Below are 13,946 nucleotides of genomic sequence, written 5' to 3'. Positions count from 1 at the left end.
GCGGGTTCCGGCCTTCGATTTTATGATTACCCATCCATTGACGGGCTGGGGACGCTGGAACTTTGACTATGGACAATACCATCCTCGAAATGCGGAGCATCACCAAGACGTTCCCGGGCGTCAAGGCGCTGGAGAACGTGAACCTCAAGGTTCGCAAGGGTGAAATTCACGCATTGGTAGGCGAAAACGGGGCCGGCAAATCGACCCTGATGAAAGTACTATCGGGTGTTTACCCCACCGGAAGTTATGACGGCGACATCGTCTATGAAGGCGAGACGCGCAACTTCAAGGCGCTGAGGGACTCCGAAGAAATCGGCATCGTCATCATCCACCAGGAATTGGCGCTCGTGCCGTTGCTGTCGATCGGCGAAAACATCTTCCTCGGCAACGAGAACGCCAAGAGCGGCGTCATCAGCTGGGACGAGACCTTCAACCGTACCAAGCAGCTGCTCAAGAAAGTCGGCCTGTCCGAATCTCCGAACACGCTGGTGACCGACATCGGTGTCGGCAAGCAGCAGCTCGTCGAGATCGCCAAGGCGCTGTCGAAGAGCGTCAAGCTGCTCATCCTAGACGAGCCGACGGCGTCGCTCAACGAAAGCGATTCCGATGCGCTGCTCACCCTGCTGATGGAGTTCCGCAAGCAGGGCATCACCTCCATCATCATTTCACACAAGCTGAACGAGATCCGTAAGGTCGCCGACCAGATCACCGTCCTGCGCGACGGCATGACCGTCAAGACGCTCGACTGTCACGCCGACGAGATCAGCGAAGACATCATCATCCGCAACATGGTCGGCCGCGATCTCGAGGATCGCTATCCCCCGCGTTCGGTGCCGATCGGCGAAACCATTCTCGAAGTGAAGAACTGGAACGCCTATCACCAGCAGCACCGCGACCGTCAGGTCCTGCACAATATCAACGTCACCGTCCGCAAGGGTGAAGTCGTCGGTATCGCCGGGCTGATGGGGGCAGGGCGCACCGAATTCGCCATGAGCCTGTTCGGCAAGTCCTATGGCCACAAGGTCTCGGGCGAGGCGCTGATGCACGGCAAGCCGGTCGATGTCAGCACTGTGCGCAAGGCGATCGACGCCGGTCTCGCCTATGTCACCGAAGACCGCAAGCAGCTCGGCCTGGTGCTCAACGACACGATCCTGCACAACACGACGCTTGTCAATCTGAAGGCGGTGTCGAATGCCTCGGTCATCGACAGCGTCAAGGAATCGCGGGTTGCGACCGATTATCGCTCGAAGCTGCGCATCCGCTCCTCCAGCATCTTCCAGGAAACAGTCAATCTTTCCGGCGGCAACCAGCAGAAGGTGGTGCTGTCGAAGTGGCTGTTCTCCGGCCCCGATGTCCTGATCCTGGACGAGCCGACGCGCGGCATCGATGTCGGCGCGAAATACGAAATCTATACCATCATCAACCAGCTTGCCGCCGATGGGAAAGGCGTTCTGATGATCTCGTCGGAAATGCCCGAACTGCTTGGCACTTGTGACCGCATCTACGTGATGAACGAAGGACGCATCGTCGCTGAACTGCCGAAGGGAGAAGCAAGCCAGGAAACCATCATGCGCGCTATCATGCGCTCAGGGGAGAAGAAACAATGACGCCGATCAATCAACCCATCGCTGAGCAGGGGCGTGTCGTCTCGATCGGGGACTATATCCGCGGCAACATCCGCGAATACGGCATGTTCATCGCACTCATCGCGATCATGGTGTTTTTTCAGTTCTCGACCGGTGGCGTTCTCTTCAGGCCGCTCAACCTGACCAATATCATTCTGCAGAACTCCTTCATCGTCATCATGGCGCTCGGCATGCTGCTGGTCATCGTTGCCGGCCATATCGATCTGTCGGTCGGCTCCGTCGTCGGCTTCATCGGCGCCATCGCCGGCGTGATGACGGTGCAGTGGCATACCAACTATGTCCTGGCGGGTGTCGTGTGTCTTGCTCTCGGCGCGGTCGTTGGCGGCATTCAGGGCTATTTCGTCGCCTATCACAAGATCCCGTCCTTCATCGTCACGCTCGCCGGCATGCTGGTCTTCCGCGGCTTGACGCTGTTCGTGATGACGGCATCGGGCACCGGCACCAGCATCGGTCCGTTCCCGCCGGAGTTCCAGCTGATCAGCATCGGCTTCCTGCCCAACCTTGTCGATATGGGCGGCATCAACTCGACCTCGATCATCCTGACGGTCGTCGGCGCCGTGACCCTCTTCTATCTGGCGTGGCGCAAGCGCCTGTCGAACGAGAAGCATGGCAACGACGTCGAGCCGATGGGCTTCTTCCTTGCCCAGAACATCATTGTCTCGCTCGCCATCCTGGGGCTCGGCTATCAGCTGTCGATTTATCGCGGCTTCCCGAACGTGCTTGTCGTCATGCTCGTCCTCGTCGCTGCCTATGCCTTCATTACCCGTCGCACGACAATCGGCCGGCGCATCTACGCCATGGGCGGCAACGAGAAGGCCACCAAGCTTTCCGGCATCAATACCGAGCGGCTGACCTTCCTGACCTTTGCCAATATGGGTCTGCTTGCGGGTCTCGCTGGCCTCATCGTCGCGCTGCGCCTCAACTCGGCGACGGCCAAGGGCGGTTTCGGTCTCGAGCTCGACGTGATCGCCGCCTGCTTCATCGGCGGCGCATCGGCTCAGGGCGGCGTCGGCAAGGTGACGGGTGCGGTGATCGGCGCGCTTATCATGGGCATCATGAACAACGGCATGTCGATCCACGGTCTCGGCACCGATTCGCAGCAGATGGTCAAGGGTGCGGTGCTTCTCGCCGCCGTGTTCTTCGACGTCTACAACAAGAACAAGGGCTGAGCGCCTAAGCGCAGCCAGGCATTCGCAGTCATATGAATGATGGATTCCGGCTCCCGTGGGAGCCGGACAGGCGGAGCTTTTTCTGAGACTCGCCGAAACGAGAAGGATTGAAGTCGTGCTTATTTCCCAGATCAAGGGTGCCAACGGAGAGATCGTCGTCGCCGTGCGCGAGCAGGGCGGCGCGGCCAGGTCGGTCAACAATGCCGGTAGCGTCTATGCGCTGGCGATGGAAGCTGCCGACGGCGGCAAGTCGCTTGCCGCTGTTATCGAGGCCCATGGTTACGGCGAGGCCGTCGACCTTGAAAAAGCCTATGCGGAAGGCCGTTTTCTGCCGCCGATCACCCATCCCGACGCCGCCCACCTGCATCTGACCGGCACCGGGCTCACCCATCTCGGCTCGGCCGCGACCCGCGATTCCATGCACAAAAAGACCAGCGAGGCGGCCGAGGAAACGCTGACCGACTCGATGAAGATGTTCAAGATGGGCCTGGAGAACGGCAAGCCCAAGGCTGGCGAAAGAGGCGTGCAGCCCGAATGGTTTTACAAGGGCAACGGCTATGGCACGGCTGCCCCCGGCGCTCCGCTCGTCTCGCCCTCCTTCGCGCTCGACGGCGGCGAAGAGCCTGAAATGGCCGGCATTTACGTCATCGCCAAAGACGGAACGCCGTTCCGCATCGGCTTTGCCCTCTCGAACGAGTTTTCGGACCACGTCACCGAACGGATCAACTATCTCTATCTGGCCCACTCGAAACTGCGCCCGGCCGCCTATGGTCCGGAAATCCGCATCGGCGCCGCGCCCGACGATATCCGCGGCACATCGCGCATCAAGCGCGGCGACAATGTGATCTTCGAAAAGCCGTTCCTCTCCGGCGAGGCGAACATGTCGCACACCTTTGCGAACCTCGAATATCACCACTTCAAATACGGCATCTTCCGTGTCCCGGGGGACGTGCATGTCCATATGTTCGGCACCGCGACCCTGTCCTTTGCCGACGGCATCAAGGCGGAAGAGGGCGATGTCTTCGAAATCGAAGTCGCCGAATTCGGCCTGCCGCTGCGCAATCCGCTGAAGGTGGCGGCCGAAGAAGAGATTGCTGTCAAGCAGCTCTGATTTTCGAGGCCTGGCTGCGTCCGTGGCCGGCCGTGATGTAAACGGTAAAGGAGGCTTGTTCAGCCCATGACCATTTATCAAAACCTGATCGCCGGCGAGTGGGTCGGCACCAACGCGACGAAGAACATCAATCCGTCGGATACGAACGAGGTCGTCGGCCTCTATGCCGATGGCAGCGCTGAGGATACGAGAAACGCCATCGCCGCTGCCAAGGCCGCCTTTCCGGCTTGGTCGCGCTCGGGCATCTGGGAGCGCCACGTCATCCTGAAGAAGACCGGCGACGAGATCATGGCGCGCAAGGACGAGCTCGGCGCGCTGCTTGCCCGCGAAGAGGGCAAGACCCTGCCGGAAGCGACCGGCGAAGTCATTCGCGCTTCGCAGATCTTCGAATTCTTCGCAGGCGAAGCCCTTCGTCTGGCCGGCGAGGTCATCCCGTCGGTTCGCCCGAATATCGGCGTCGAGATCACCCGCGAAGCGCTCGGCGTGATCGGCATCATCACGCCGTGGAACTTTCCGATCGCCATTCCCGCCTGGAAGATTGCTCCTGCGCTTTGCTACGGCAACACCATCGTCTTCAAGCCGGCCGAACTGGTGCCCGCCTGCTCCTGGGCGATCGTCGATATCCTCAATAGGGCAGGGCTGCCGAAGGGCGTTCTGAACCTCGTCATGGGCAAGGGCTCGGTCGTCGGCCAGGCGATGCTCGAAAGCCCCGACGTTCACGGCATTACCTTTACCGGTTCCACCGGCACCGGCCGGCGCGTCGCTGCCGCCTCCATCGAGCATAACCGCAAGTTCCAGCTGGAGATGGGCGGCAAGAACCCGATGGTCGTGCTTGACGATGCCGATCTTTCCGTCGCCGTCGAAGCTGCCGCCAACTCCGGCTTTTTCTCCACCGGCCAGCGCTGCACGGCCTCGTCGCGCCTGATCGTCACCGAAGGCATCCACGACAAGTTCGTCGCGGCGCTGACCGAGAAGCTGAAGACGCTGGTCGTCGACAATGCGCTGAAGGCCGGAACCCACATCGGCCCCGTCGTCGACGAGCGACAGCTGAAGACCGACACCGACTATATCGAGATCGGCAAAAAGGAAGGCGCCAAGCTCGCCTTCGGCGGCGAGGTCATCTCGCGCGAAACGCCCGGCTTCTATCTGCAGCCGACGCTGTTTACCGAAGCGACCAACCAGATGCGCATTTCGCGCGAGGAAATCTTCGGACCCGTCGTCTCGGTGATCCGCGCGAAGGATTACGACGAGGCGCTTGCCCTCGCCAACGACACGCCATTCGGCCTTTCTGCCGGCATCGCCACGACCAGCCTGAAACATGCGACGCATTTCAAGCGCAATTCGGAAGCCGGCATGGTCATGGTCAACCTGCCGACGGCAGGCGTCGATTTCCACGTTCCGTTCGGCGGCCGCAAGGGGTCGTCCTATGGCCCGCGTGAGCAGGGCAAGTATGCGAGCGAATTCTTTACTGTGGTCAAGACGGCCTACACGCTGGCTTGAGACATATCCGATGACCCGGGCCGTACGAGGCGGCCCGGCAATCACCTGAAGGACGGAGATTATGAAGAAGAAAGCGGAATGGCCGCGCAGGCTGAGGTCGCAGGAATGGTACGGCGGCACGAGCCGCGACGTGATTTATCATCGCGGCTGGCTTAAGAATCAGGGTTATCCGCACGACCTGTTCGACGGACGGCCTGTCATCGGGATCCTCAACACCTGGTCGGATATGACCCCCTGCAACGGCCATCTCAGAGAGCTCGCCGAGAAGGTGAAGGCGGGTGTGTGGGAGGCCGGCGGCTTCCCGCTCGAAGTGCCGGTGTTCTCGGCATCGGAAAACACCTTCCGCCCGACCGCGATGATGTACCGCAATCTTGCGGCGCTGGCGGTAGAAGAGGCGATCCGTGGCCAGCCGATGGATGGCTGCGTGCTGCTCGTCGGCTGCGACAAGACCACACCGTCGCTGCTGATGGGCGCGGCCTCCTGCGACCTGCCGTCGATCGTCGTCACCGGCGGTCCGATGCTGAACGGCTATTTCCGCGGCGAACGCGTCGGCTCCGGCACGCATCTGTGGAAGTTCTCCGAAATGGTGAAGGCCGGCGAGATGACGCAGGCCGAGTTCCTCGAAGCGGAAGCTTCGATGAGCCGTTCGTCGGGCACCTGCAATACCATGGGCACGGCTTCGACGATGGCGTCGATGGCCGAAGCGCTCGGCATGGCGCTGTCAGGCAATGCCGCGATCCCCGGCGTCGATTCCCGCCGCAAGGTCATGGCGCAGCTGACCGGCCGCCGTATCGTGCAGATGGTCAAGGACGATCTGAAGCCCTCGGAGATCATGACGAAACAGGCCTTCGAGAACGCCATCCGCACCAATGCGGCGATCGGTGGATCGACCAATGCCGTCATCCATCTGCTCGCCATTGCAGGCCGCGTCGGCATCGACCTGACGCTCGACGATTGGGACCGCTGTGGCCGCGACGTTCCGACGATCGTCAACCTGATGCCGTCGGGCAAGTACCTGATGGAAGAGTTCTTCTATGCCGGCGGCCTGCCGGTCGTGCTGAAGCGCCTCGGCGAGGCGGGCCTCCTGCACAAGGATGCGCTGACAGTGTCCGGCGAAACCGTCTGGGACGAGGTCAAGGACGTCGTCAACTGGAACGAGGACGTGATCCTGCCGGCCGAAAAGGCGCTGACCTCTTCCGGCGGCATCGTCGTGCTGCGCGGCAACCTCGCGCCCAAGGGCGCGGTGTTGAAGCCTTCGGCTGCTTCGCCGCATCTGCTGGTGCACCGGGGCAGGGCGGTCGTGTTCGAGGACATCGACGACTACAAGGCCAAGATCAACGACGACAATCTCGACATCGACGAGAATTGCGTCATGGTGATGAAAAACTGCGGGCCGAAGGGTTATCCCGGCATGGCCGAAGTCGGCAATATGGGCCTGCCGCCGAAGGTGCTGAAGAAGGGCATCCTCGACATGGTGCGTATATCAGACGCCCGCATGTCCGGAACCGCCTACGGCACCGTCGTGCTGCATACCTCGCCGGAAGCGGCGGTCGGCGGCCCGCTCGCGGTCGTCAAGACCGGCGACATGATCGAGCTCGACGTTCCGAACCGTCGTCTGCATCTCGACATTTCAGACGAGGAACTGGCGCGCCGTCTTGCCGAATGGCAGCCGAACCATGATCTGCCGACATCGGGCTATGCCTTCCTGCATCAGCAGCATGTCGAAGGAGCCGATACCGGCGCCGATCTCGACTTCCTCAAGGGATGTCGCGGAAACGCGGTGGGCAAGGACAGCCACTGAGCAGGGTTTGCCGATCTGGAATCGCGGAAGAGGCGGGGCTTTTGCTCCGCCTTTTTGTTGAAGATTTCCTTCGAACCGATCGCGCTCGAACTTGTTGAATGCAGATATAGTGCTATATGCTGTACAGGTGTACAGGAGGTATGGTCATGTCAAAGGTGGTCGGTGCTGCGGAATTCAAGGCGAAATGTCTGAATCTGATCGATCAGATGCGCAGCGACGATGAATCCATCGTCATCACCAAGCGCGGAAAGCCGGTTGCCGTGCTTTCCCCGGCGCGCGACACAGGCGAACGCAAGAGTATCATCGGCGCGATGAAGGGCAGCGTATTGCACTATGACGATCCTCTGTCTCCGGCCGTTGAGCCGGAGGATTGGGACGCCCTCCGTTGATCGTCATCGACACGCATATCCTCGTCTGGGCGATGCAGGACGATGCGCGCCTCGATTCGCAAGCCCGGCGCATCATCAATGAGATGACGGAGAAAAGCCGTATCCTGATTTCGGCGATCACACCTTGGGAAATCGCCATGCTCGTGCAGAAGGGGCGCCTGGCGCTCGGCGACGATGTCGGGCGATGGATCGACAGCGCTCTGTCGCTCCCCGGGCTTCAGCTCGCGCCGATCGAGCCTTCCATCGCGATAGACAGCGTTCGGCTGCCTGGAGAGTTTCATGCCGACCCCGCGGACCGCATCATCACCGCCACAGCCCGGTTTCATCGCATACCTTTGCTGACGGCGGATCAGGCAATCCTCAGCTATGGAGCGCGGGGTCACCTCCAGGTCGTTGCGGCTGGATAGACATGGCTTCCCGGCGTCGCTCAGCTCTGGCTCTGGCTTTGCATCTGGCCGCTGTCCTCTACCTTCACGGTGACCGACAGTGTTTCCCCCGGCGTGCCGATGCGCATGCCTGAGATCGGGGCGGCGTCGCGGTAGCAGAGGCCCGATGCGACGCGAACATATCGTTCATCCGGGCAGATTTCATTGGCCGGGTCGAAGCCGACCCAGCCGAGGCCGGGAATATGGGCTTCGGCCCAGGCATGGGTCGCCGCCTGTTCGACCTTTTCTTCCATCATCAGATAGCCAGAGACATAACGCGCCGGCACCTGCAGGGCGCGGGCGGCGGCAACGAAGATGTGCGCATGGTCCTGGCAGACGCCGCTTTTCTTCTCCAGCGCCTGTTCGGCCGTCGTCGCGGTGTCGCTGGTGCCGGGCCGGTAGTCGACGGTTTCGTGGATGGCGGCCATCAGCGCATGCATACGGCCGAGTTCGTTATCGCCGCTGACGCCTTTGATCAGTTCCTTCACCAGCTTGCCGCCCTTGGTGAGCGGCGTCTCGCGCAGGAAGAGCCAGAGCGGGCAGAAGCCGGTGTGCGGGCCGATGACGCCGTTGAGATCCGCGGTTTCGACCTCGCCTTCGGCGAGAATGCGCGTCACCTGCTGCTCGCCTTCCAGCGAGACCAGGTTGACGTGGTTGCCGTACTGGTCGTCATACTCCACTTCGGGCGTGGCGCCCTCGACCTTCAGCGACCAGGCGAGCATCTTCTGGCCTGAAGTCGCCGGCGGCGTCAGCCTCAGCCGTTGCAGGGAGAATTTCGCCGGTTCGTCGTAGCGGTATTCGGTGAGGTGGCTGATCTTCAATCTCATATTGTGATCCGCTTAAACGTAGAACCGGTAGCCATCGGAAATTTCCATGCCGAGCTGGTTGTTGCGCGAGACGAAATCCTCCAGGAACTCATGCAGGCCCTGATCCATGATGTCGCGGATTGCCCTCGTCTGCAGCGTGGTGCGGATTGCATCCGCGGTATCGTGGGCGGGGAGCCGCTCGCCATAATCCTGGGCGAGATAGCCGAGATTGCTGACGATCTTCTCATAGCAATAGGCAAGCGAGCGCGGCATCTGGACATTGAGGGTGAGGAAATCGGCAATGTTCATTGCCCGGTATTCGCCGTCATAGGCCCAGCTATAGGCACGGTGCGCGGAGACCGAGCGCAGGATCGATTCCCACTGGACGTTGTCGAGCGAGGAGCCGACCGCCGAGACCGAAGGCAGCAGCACGTAATATTTCACGTCTAGGATGCGGCTCGTATTGTCCGCCCGCTCGATGAAGGTGCCGATGCGGGCAAAATTATAGAGCTCGTTGCGCAGTGTCGAGCCATGGAAGGCGCCGCGGATGAGGCCGGCGCGGCGCTTGATGACGTCGATCACCTCAGGCAGGTCGGCGGCCTTGACGCGCTTTTCGAGCAGCGCCTTCAGCTCGATCCAGCATTCGTTGGTCGCTTCCCAGGTCTCGCGTGTCAGAGCGGTGCGCACCATGCGGGCATTGTTGCGGCCGAAGTCGATGCAGGACATGACGCTCGACGGATTGGAACGATCGCGCAGGAGATAATCGATCGCGTCGGCATTGGTCAGCTTGGCGTGGCCCTCGTCATAGGCCTCGCGAACGCCGGCACTTTGCAGCACCCCGTCCCAGTTGTCGTCGCCGGCGCTGCTGCGGGTGAGCGACATGCGTAGCCCGGCATCGACCAGACGGGCGATATTTTCGGCGCGCTCGATGTAACGGAACATCCAGTAGAGGCCGTTTGCGGTTCTTCCGAGCATCAGTCCTCCAGTACCCAGGTGTCTTTGGTGCCGCCGCCCTGGCTGGAATTGACCACCAGCGAGCCCTGCTTCAGCGCCACGCGGGTAAGCCCGCCCGGGATAATCTGGACCTTGTCGGAGACGAGCACATAGGGGCGAAGGTCGACATGGCGCGGCGCGATGCCCTTGTTGACGAGGATCGGCACGGTGGAGAGCGACAGCGTCGGCTGGGCGATGTAATTGTTCGGCTTGGCCTTCAGCTTCTCGGCGAAATCGGCGCGCTCCCTTTTTGATGCCGTCGGTCCAACCAGCATGCCATAGCCGCCGGAGCCGTGCACTTCCTTGACGACCAGCTCCTCCAGGTGCTCCAGCACGTATTTCAGGCTTGATGCTTCCGAGCAGCGCCAGGTCGGCACGTTTTCGAGCAGCGCCTTGCGGCCGGTATAGAATTCGACGATCTCCGGCATGTAGGAATAAATCGCCTTGTCGTCCGATATGCCGGTGCCCGGCGCATTGGCGATGGTGATGTTGCCGGAGCGGTAGACATCCATGATGCCGGGAATGCCGAGGGCGGAATCGGCCCGGAATGTCAGCGGATCGAGGAAATCGTCGTCGACGCGGCGGTAGAGCACGTCGATCGCCTCGTAGCCGCGGGTCGTGCGCATCTTCACCTTGCCGTCGATGACGCGCAGATCCGAGCCCTCGACCAGTTCGACGCCCATCATGTCGGCCAGGAAAGAGTGTTCGTAATAGGCCGAATTGTAGATGCCCGGGGTCAGCACCGCGACGCGCGGCTTGCCGGTGCAGCCGGGAGGAGCAAGCGAGGCGAGGCTCTGGCGCAAGAGGTAGGGATAATCCTCGACGCGCTGCACCTTGTTCTCGTGGAAGAGCTCCGGGAACATCTGCATCATGGTTTCCCGGTTTTCCAGCATGTAGCTGACACCGGAAGGCGTGCGGGCATTATCCTCCAGCACGTAAAACTGGTCTTCGCCTGTTCGTACGATGTCGGTGCCGACGATATGGGTGTAGACGCCGCCAGGCGGGCGGAAGCCGATCATCTCGGACAGGAAGGCGACATTGTTTTCGATCAGTTCGCGCGGGATGCGGCCGGCGCGGATGATCTCCTGCTTGTGATAGATATCATCCAGAAAGGCGTTGAGCGCGATTACCCGCTGCTCGATACCCTGGGCCAGCTTGCGCCATTCGCGGGCGGAGATGATGCGGGGAATGATGTCGAAGGGGATGAGCTTTTCGGAGCTATCGGCGTGGCCGTAAACGGCGAAGGTGATGCCGGTCTTGCGGAAGATATTTTCCGCGTCGCGGGACTTGGCAATCAGATGCGACCGGTCTTGGCTGTTGTACCACTCGAAATATTTTTCATAAGGCGGGCGGGGGCTCTCGTCCCCGGTAATCATTTCATCAAATGCCAAAGGTGCGGCTCCCCTTTTTTGTTCATTTGAATACAACGCAAATTGCAATGCAAGAACCATGCGCAGTTCGGGGAAAAGATTTTGCGGTGCGGGAAAGGGTGAAAATTCGGGCGTTTGGAGCAGTGCGGGGAGACGTGCAGGATGGTTGCTTCGTAGAGACTGCGCAAAATGTGAGCATTTGATTGGCTTTTGGTCGGTCGCGGTGGGTTAAAGGTGCAGGCGCAACTGCACATGCTATTAATTCCTGTGACGAGGAGAGGGTGTGCCGTGTGGCGCCCCCCTCTATTGGACTCACAGGGACGCGGGTCGCGCTCATCCCTCCACCTCAACCATCAGCAAAATTTCAAATAAACATCAATGCTTCGCCTTTGACTGCGGCTGCAGCGTGCGGCTATCAGCACGGCAACTCTTTGTCTTCGAGCTGCCCCATGTCCCTCGACCGTTTTGCCCCCGCCGTCTTCGTTCTGCTCTGGTCCACAGGCTGGGTCGTGGCGAAATTTGCGGCGCTGCATTCCGAGCCCTTTACCTTTCTTTCGATACGTTATGCGCTGTCGGCTTTAGCCTTCCTGGCCTTTTGCCTAGTGACCAAGGCGCAATGGCCGAAAAGTCGGACGACATGGTTCCGCGCGATTTATTCCGGCTTTTTCTTGCACGGCTTCTATCTCGCCGGCCTCTGGTGGGCGATCGCCAATGGCGTGCCGGCCGGCATCTCGGGCATCATCGCGGCGCTGCAGCCGTTGCTGACGGCGATGGCGGCGCCCTTTCTCGTCGGTGAGCGGCTGCAGAAGACCCAGCAGCTCGGCCTCGCTCTCGGCTTCATCGGTATTGCCATCGCGATTTCGCCGAAGCTCTTCGATCCGGCGACGGCCGATCTCAACCATGCCGCGCTACCGCTGGCGATCAACCTCATCGCCATGGGCTCCGTCACCTACGGCACGCTTTACCAGAAGAAACACCTGCAATCCGGTGACCTCAGGACCATCGCGACGCTGCAATATGTCGGCGCTCTCATCCTCACCCTGCCGCTGTCGCTGATTTTCGAACACCAGCATTTCGACGGCACCGCGCAGGCCTACGGCGCGCTTCTCTGGTCGGTCTTCGGCCTGTCGATGGGCGGTGTCGGGCTGCTGCTTTACCTGATCCGCCGCGGGCAGGTCTCGCGCGCCGCCTCGCTGATCTACCTGATGCCGCCGGCCGTCGCGCTCGAAGCCTTCATCGCGTTCGGGGAGCGGCTGACGCTGCCGTTGATTCTGGGCACGGTGATCGTCGTGACAGGCGTATATATGACAAACCGCAGGGTCGTTCAGCAGGCGCAGGCGAGCGTATAGGCTGATGGCTGCGCCAAGGTCGAACAACCGGATGGCCTGAACCTCAACTGACCGTGGTCGCCGGCGATTGCCGACGACCTCATATCCAGAGTGCCGTAGGGCGCTACTCGGCCCATCAAGTAGGAAGCAACGATCAGCTGCGGGGCTGCAGCAGCGCCAAGGCAACCGTTGACGCAGCCAGGAGAGCGGTGAGAGTCAAGGGTCCCACAGCGCCGTAGTGGTCGACGATGTAACCTCCAAAAACCGCGCCGATGCTGATGGCCACCTGAAAAGAAACGACCATCAGACTACCGGCCGCCTCGAGAGCGTCGGGGGCCGCGCGGGAAAGATTGGTCGGTAGCACTACCGGCGCCATGCCGAAGGCAAAGCCCCAAAGCGTGACGAGCGCGAACGCGGCGCCGGTATGAGTGCCCCAAAGCACCAGAGCGAGCGCTGCAAAGGACATCAATACCGCGGTGACAGCCAGTGCTATGCGGATGCTCGCGTCGGCCATCCGGCCACCGGCAACATTGCCGATCACGGATGCGACGCCAAACCCGAGCAGTGCCAGGGCGATCGATCTGGTTTCAAGGAGCGTCACTTGTTCGAGGAAAGGACGCACATAAACCGACCCGGCAAAATGCCCGGTCATCAGCAAAAGGATAGCAAGCATTCCCAGTTGAATGCCGCCCCGTCGTGTCAGCCGGAAAACATCCGCGAGACTGTTGCTTGTGTTTGCAGGGAGCGTCGGCAGGCTGAGGAGCTGCAGCAGCATGGCAAGCGCGGCAAGCCCGGCTGTCATCGCCATGGCGCTGCGCCATCCAAGCCAATCGCTGATCAAAGCACCCATTGATGGTGCAGCTATCGTGGCGAGCGAAACGCCGAGGGTGACGATAGCCATGCCCCGACCTGTCGCGCTGGCGCCGACCAGCCTCGCCACGACGGCCACTGAAAGCGCCCAAAAGCCGCTGAGCGCGATGCCCAACCCGGCCCGGCCCAACAGCAACAGCCAAAAATCGGTCGCCAACGATGCAAGAATATTGGAGCCGACCGCCAACGCACTGAGACCGACCAGCACCGCCTTGCGGTTCAGTCTGCCGATGAGAACATTGCTCAGCAGGGCCGCCACGGCGCCGACGGAAGCGGTGGCGGTGACGACCTGTCCGGCCGTTCCCTCGGAAATGCCGAGATCGCGCGCCATCGGCGTCAACAGGCCCGCCGGCAGGAATTCAGCAGATACCAATGCAAAGCTGGTGGCCGCCATCGAAACAACAGCAAACCAGGTCGCCGCGCTCCACGCGGATGGTTCAGTCGTCTCCAGGCCAATTGCCGCCCCGTCGAATTGTGATGTTGTGTCCGTCATAGATGGATCTCCTGTGTTCGGAGATTTCATAGACGAAGTTTTCAG

At 61.1% G+C, this 13,946-nt stretch carries 12 protein-coding genes; 8 read left to right on the top strand and 4 right to left on the bottom strand.

What is annotated here, in order from left to right; translation table 11 throughout:
* Nucleotides 1–68: 68 nt before the first annotated feature.
* From mmsA to AMK02_RS15960, 7 genes are all read left to right on the top strand, one after another.
* Nucleotides 69–1,607 (top strand): multiple monosaccharide ABC transporter ATP-binding protein, encoded by a 1,539-nt coding sequence (mmsA, locus tag AMK02_RS15990; protein ID WP_064804299.1) that lies wholly within the window; start codon nt 69–71, stop codon nt 1,605–1,607.
* Entirely contained in the window at nt 1,604–2,815 is a 1,212-nt protein-coding gene (gene mmsB / locus AMK02_RS15985) for a multiple monosaccharide ABC transporter permease (protein WP_064804297.1), read from the top strand. Before mmsA ends, mmsB begins: the two co-directional genes overlap by 4 nt.
* A 115-nt stretch (nt 2,816–2,930) precedes the next feature.
* Nucleotides 2,931–3,926, top strand: coding sequence for an AraD1 family protein (araD1, locus tag AMK02_RS15980; protein ID WP_064806272.1), 996 nt, complete (start codon nt 2,931–2,933; stop codon nt 3,924–3,926).
* Nucleotides 3,927–3,992: 66 nt separating this feature from the next.
* Nucleotides 3,993–5,426, top strand: coding sequence for an aldehyde dehydrogenase family protein (locus AMK02_RS15975; protein WP_064804295.1), 1,434 nt, complete (start codon nt 3,993–3,995; stop codon nt 5,424–5,426).
* Between the two features lie 61 nt (nt 5,427–5,487).
* The gene (araD, locus tag AMK02_RS15970; RefSeq protein ID WP_064804293.1) at nt 5,488–7,227 is read left to right on the top strand and encodes an L-arabinonate dehydratase; all 1,740 of its coding nucleotides are present in this window, start codon (nt 5,488–5,490) and stop codon (nt 7,225–7,227) included.
* 146 nt (nt 7,228–7,373) lie between these two features.
* On the top strand, nt 7,374–7,616 hold the full coding sequence (locus tag AMK02_RS15965) for a type II toxin-antitoxin system Phd/YefM family antitoxin (RefSeq protein WP_170965846.1): 243 nt from the start codon (nt 7,374–7,376) through the stop codon (nt 7,614–7,616).
* On the top strand, nt 7,613–8,023 hold the full coding sequence (locus AMK02_RS15960) for a type II toxin-antitoxin system VapC family toxin (RefSeq protein ID WP_064804290.1): 411 nt from the start codon (nt 7,613–7,615) through the stop codon (nt 8,021–8,023). The genes AMK02_RS15965 and AMK02_RS15960 overlap by 4 nt, the downstream gene beginning before the upstream one ends.
* Before the next feature lie 20 nt (nt 8,024–8,043).
* On the opposite strand, the gene AMK02_RS15955 is transcribed toward AMK02_RS15960, so the two are convergent.
* From AMK02_RS15955 to AMK02_RS15945, 3 genes are read right to left on the bottom strand one after another with little or no spacing between them, the layout of a single operon-like run.
* The gene (locus AMK02_RS15955) at nt 8,044–8,868 is read right to left on the bottom strand and encodes a transglutaminase family protein (protein WP_064804289.1); all 825 of its coding nucleotides are present in this window, start codon (nt 8,866–8,868) and stop codon (nt 8,044–8,046) included.
* 12 nt (nt 8,869–8,880) lie between these two features.
* Nucleotides 8,881–9,822, bottom strand: coding sequence for an alpha-E domain-containing protein (locus AMK02_RS15950; RefSeq protein WP_064804287.1), 942 nt, complete (start codon nt 9,820–9,822; stop codon nt 8,881–8,883).
* Nucleotides 9,822–11,231 (bottom strand): circularly permuted type 2 ATP-grasp protein, encoded by a 1,410-nt coding sequence (locus AMK02_RS15945; RefSeq protein ID WP_064804285.1) that lies wholly within the window; start codon nt 11,229–11,231, stop codon nt 9,822–9,824. The genes AMK02_RS15950 and AMK02_RS15945 overlap by 1 nt, the downstream gene beginning before the upstream one ends.
* A gap of 428 nt (nt 11,232–11,659) precedes the next feature.
* Between AMK02_RS15945 and AMK02_RS15940 the strand changes: the two genes are divergently transcribed.
* Complete coding sequence (locus AMK02_RS15940) at nt 11,660–12,559, top strand: DMT family transporter (protein WP_064804283.1); 900 nt, start codon at nt 11,660–11,662, stop codon at nt 12,557–12,559.
* A 133-nt stretch (nt 12,560–12,692) separates the two neighbouring features.
* Here AMK02_RS15940 and AMK02_RS15935 read toward each other — a convergent pair whose 3' ends face one another.
* Complete coding sequence (locus tag AMK02_RS15935; protein ID WP_064804281.1) at nt 12,693–13,901, bottom strand: MFS transporter; 1,209 nt, start codon at nt 13,899–13,901, stop codon at nt 12,693–12,695.
* Nucleotides 13,902–13,946: the final 45 nt, after the last annotated feature.

The sequence above is a fragment of the Rhizobium sp. N731 genome, from assembly GCF_001664145.1.
Lineage (GTDB): Bacteria > Pseudomonadota > Alphaproteobacteria > Rhizobiales > Rhizobiaceae > Rhizobium > Rhizobium esperanzae.
The sequence above is the reverse complement of the archived record's forward strand: the minus strand, read 5'-3'. Positions and strand labels throughout refer to the sequence as shown.

What these genes read in the sequence shown, in the direction of transcription:
- mmsA (WP_064804299.1), top strand. Translation starts at nt 69, where the DNA reads ATGGACAATACCATCCTCGAAATGCGGAGCATCACCAAGACGTTCCCG.
- mmsB (WP_064804297.1), top strand. Translation starts at nt 1,604, where the DNA reads ATGACGCCGATCAATCAACCCATCGCTGAGCAGGGGCGTGTCGTCTCG.
- AMK02_RS15975 (WP_064804295.1), top strand. Translation starts at nt 3,993, where the DNA reads ATGACCATTTATCAAAACCTGATCGCCGGCGAGTGGGTCGGCACCAAC.
- araD (WP_064804293.1), top strand. Translation starts at nt 5,488, where the DNA reads ATGAAGAAGAAAGCGGAATGGCCGCGCAGGCTGAGGTCGCAGGAATGG.
- AMK02_RS15965 (WP_170965846.1), top strand. Translation starts at nt 7,374, where the DNA reads ATGTCAAAGGTGGTCGGTGCTGCGGAATTCAAGGCGAAATGTCTGAAT.
- AMK02_RS15955 (WP_064804289.1), bottom strand. Translation starts at nt 8,868, where the DNA reads ATGAGATTGAAGATCAGCCACCTCACCGAATACCGCTACGACGAACCG.
- AMK02_RS15950 (WP_064804287.1), bottom strand. Translation starts at nt 9,822, where the DNA reads ATGCTCGGAAGAACCGCAAACGGCCTCTACTGGATGTTCCGTTACATC.
- AMK02_RS15940 (WP_064804283.1), top strand. Translation starts at nt 11,660, where the DNA reads ATGTCCCTCGACCGTTTTGCCCCCGCCGTCTTCGTTCTGCTCTGGTCC.
- AMK02_RS15935 (WP_064804281.1), bottom strand. Translation starts at nt 13,901, where the DNA reads ATGACGGACACAACATCACAATTCGACGGGGCGGCAATTGGCCTGGAG.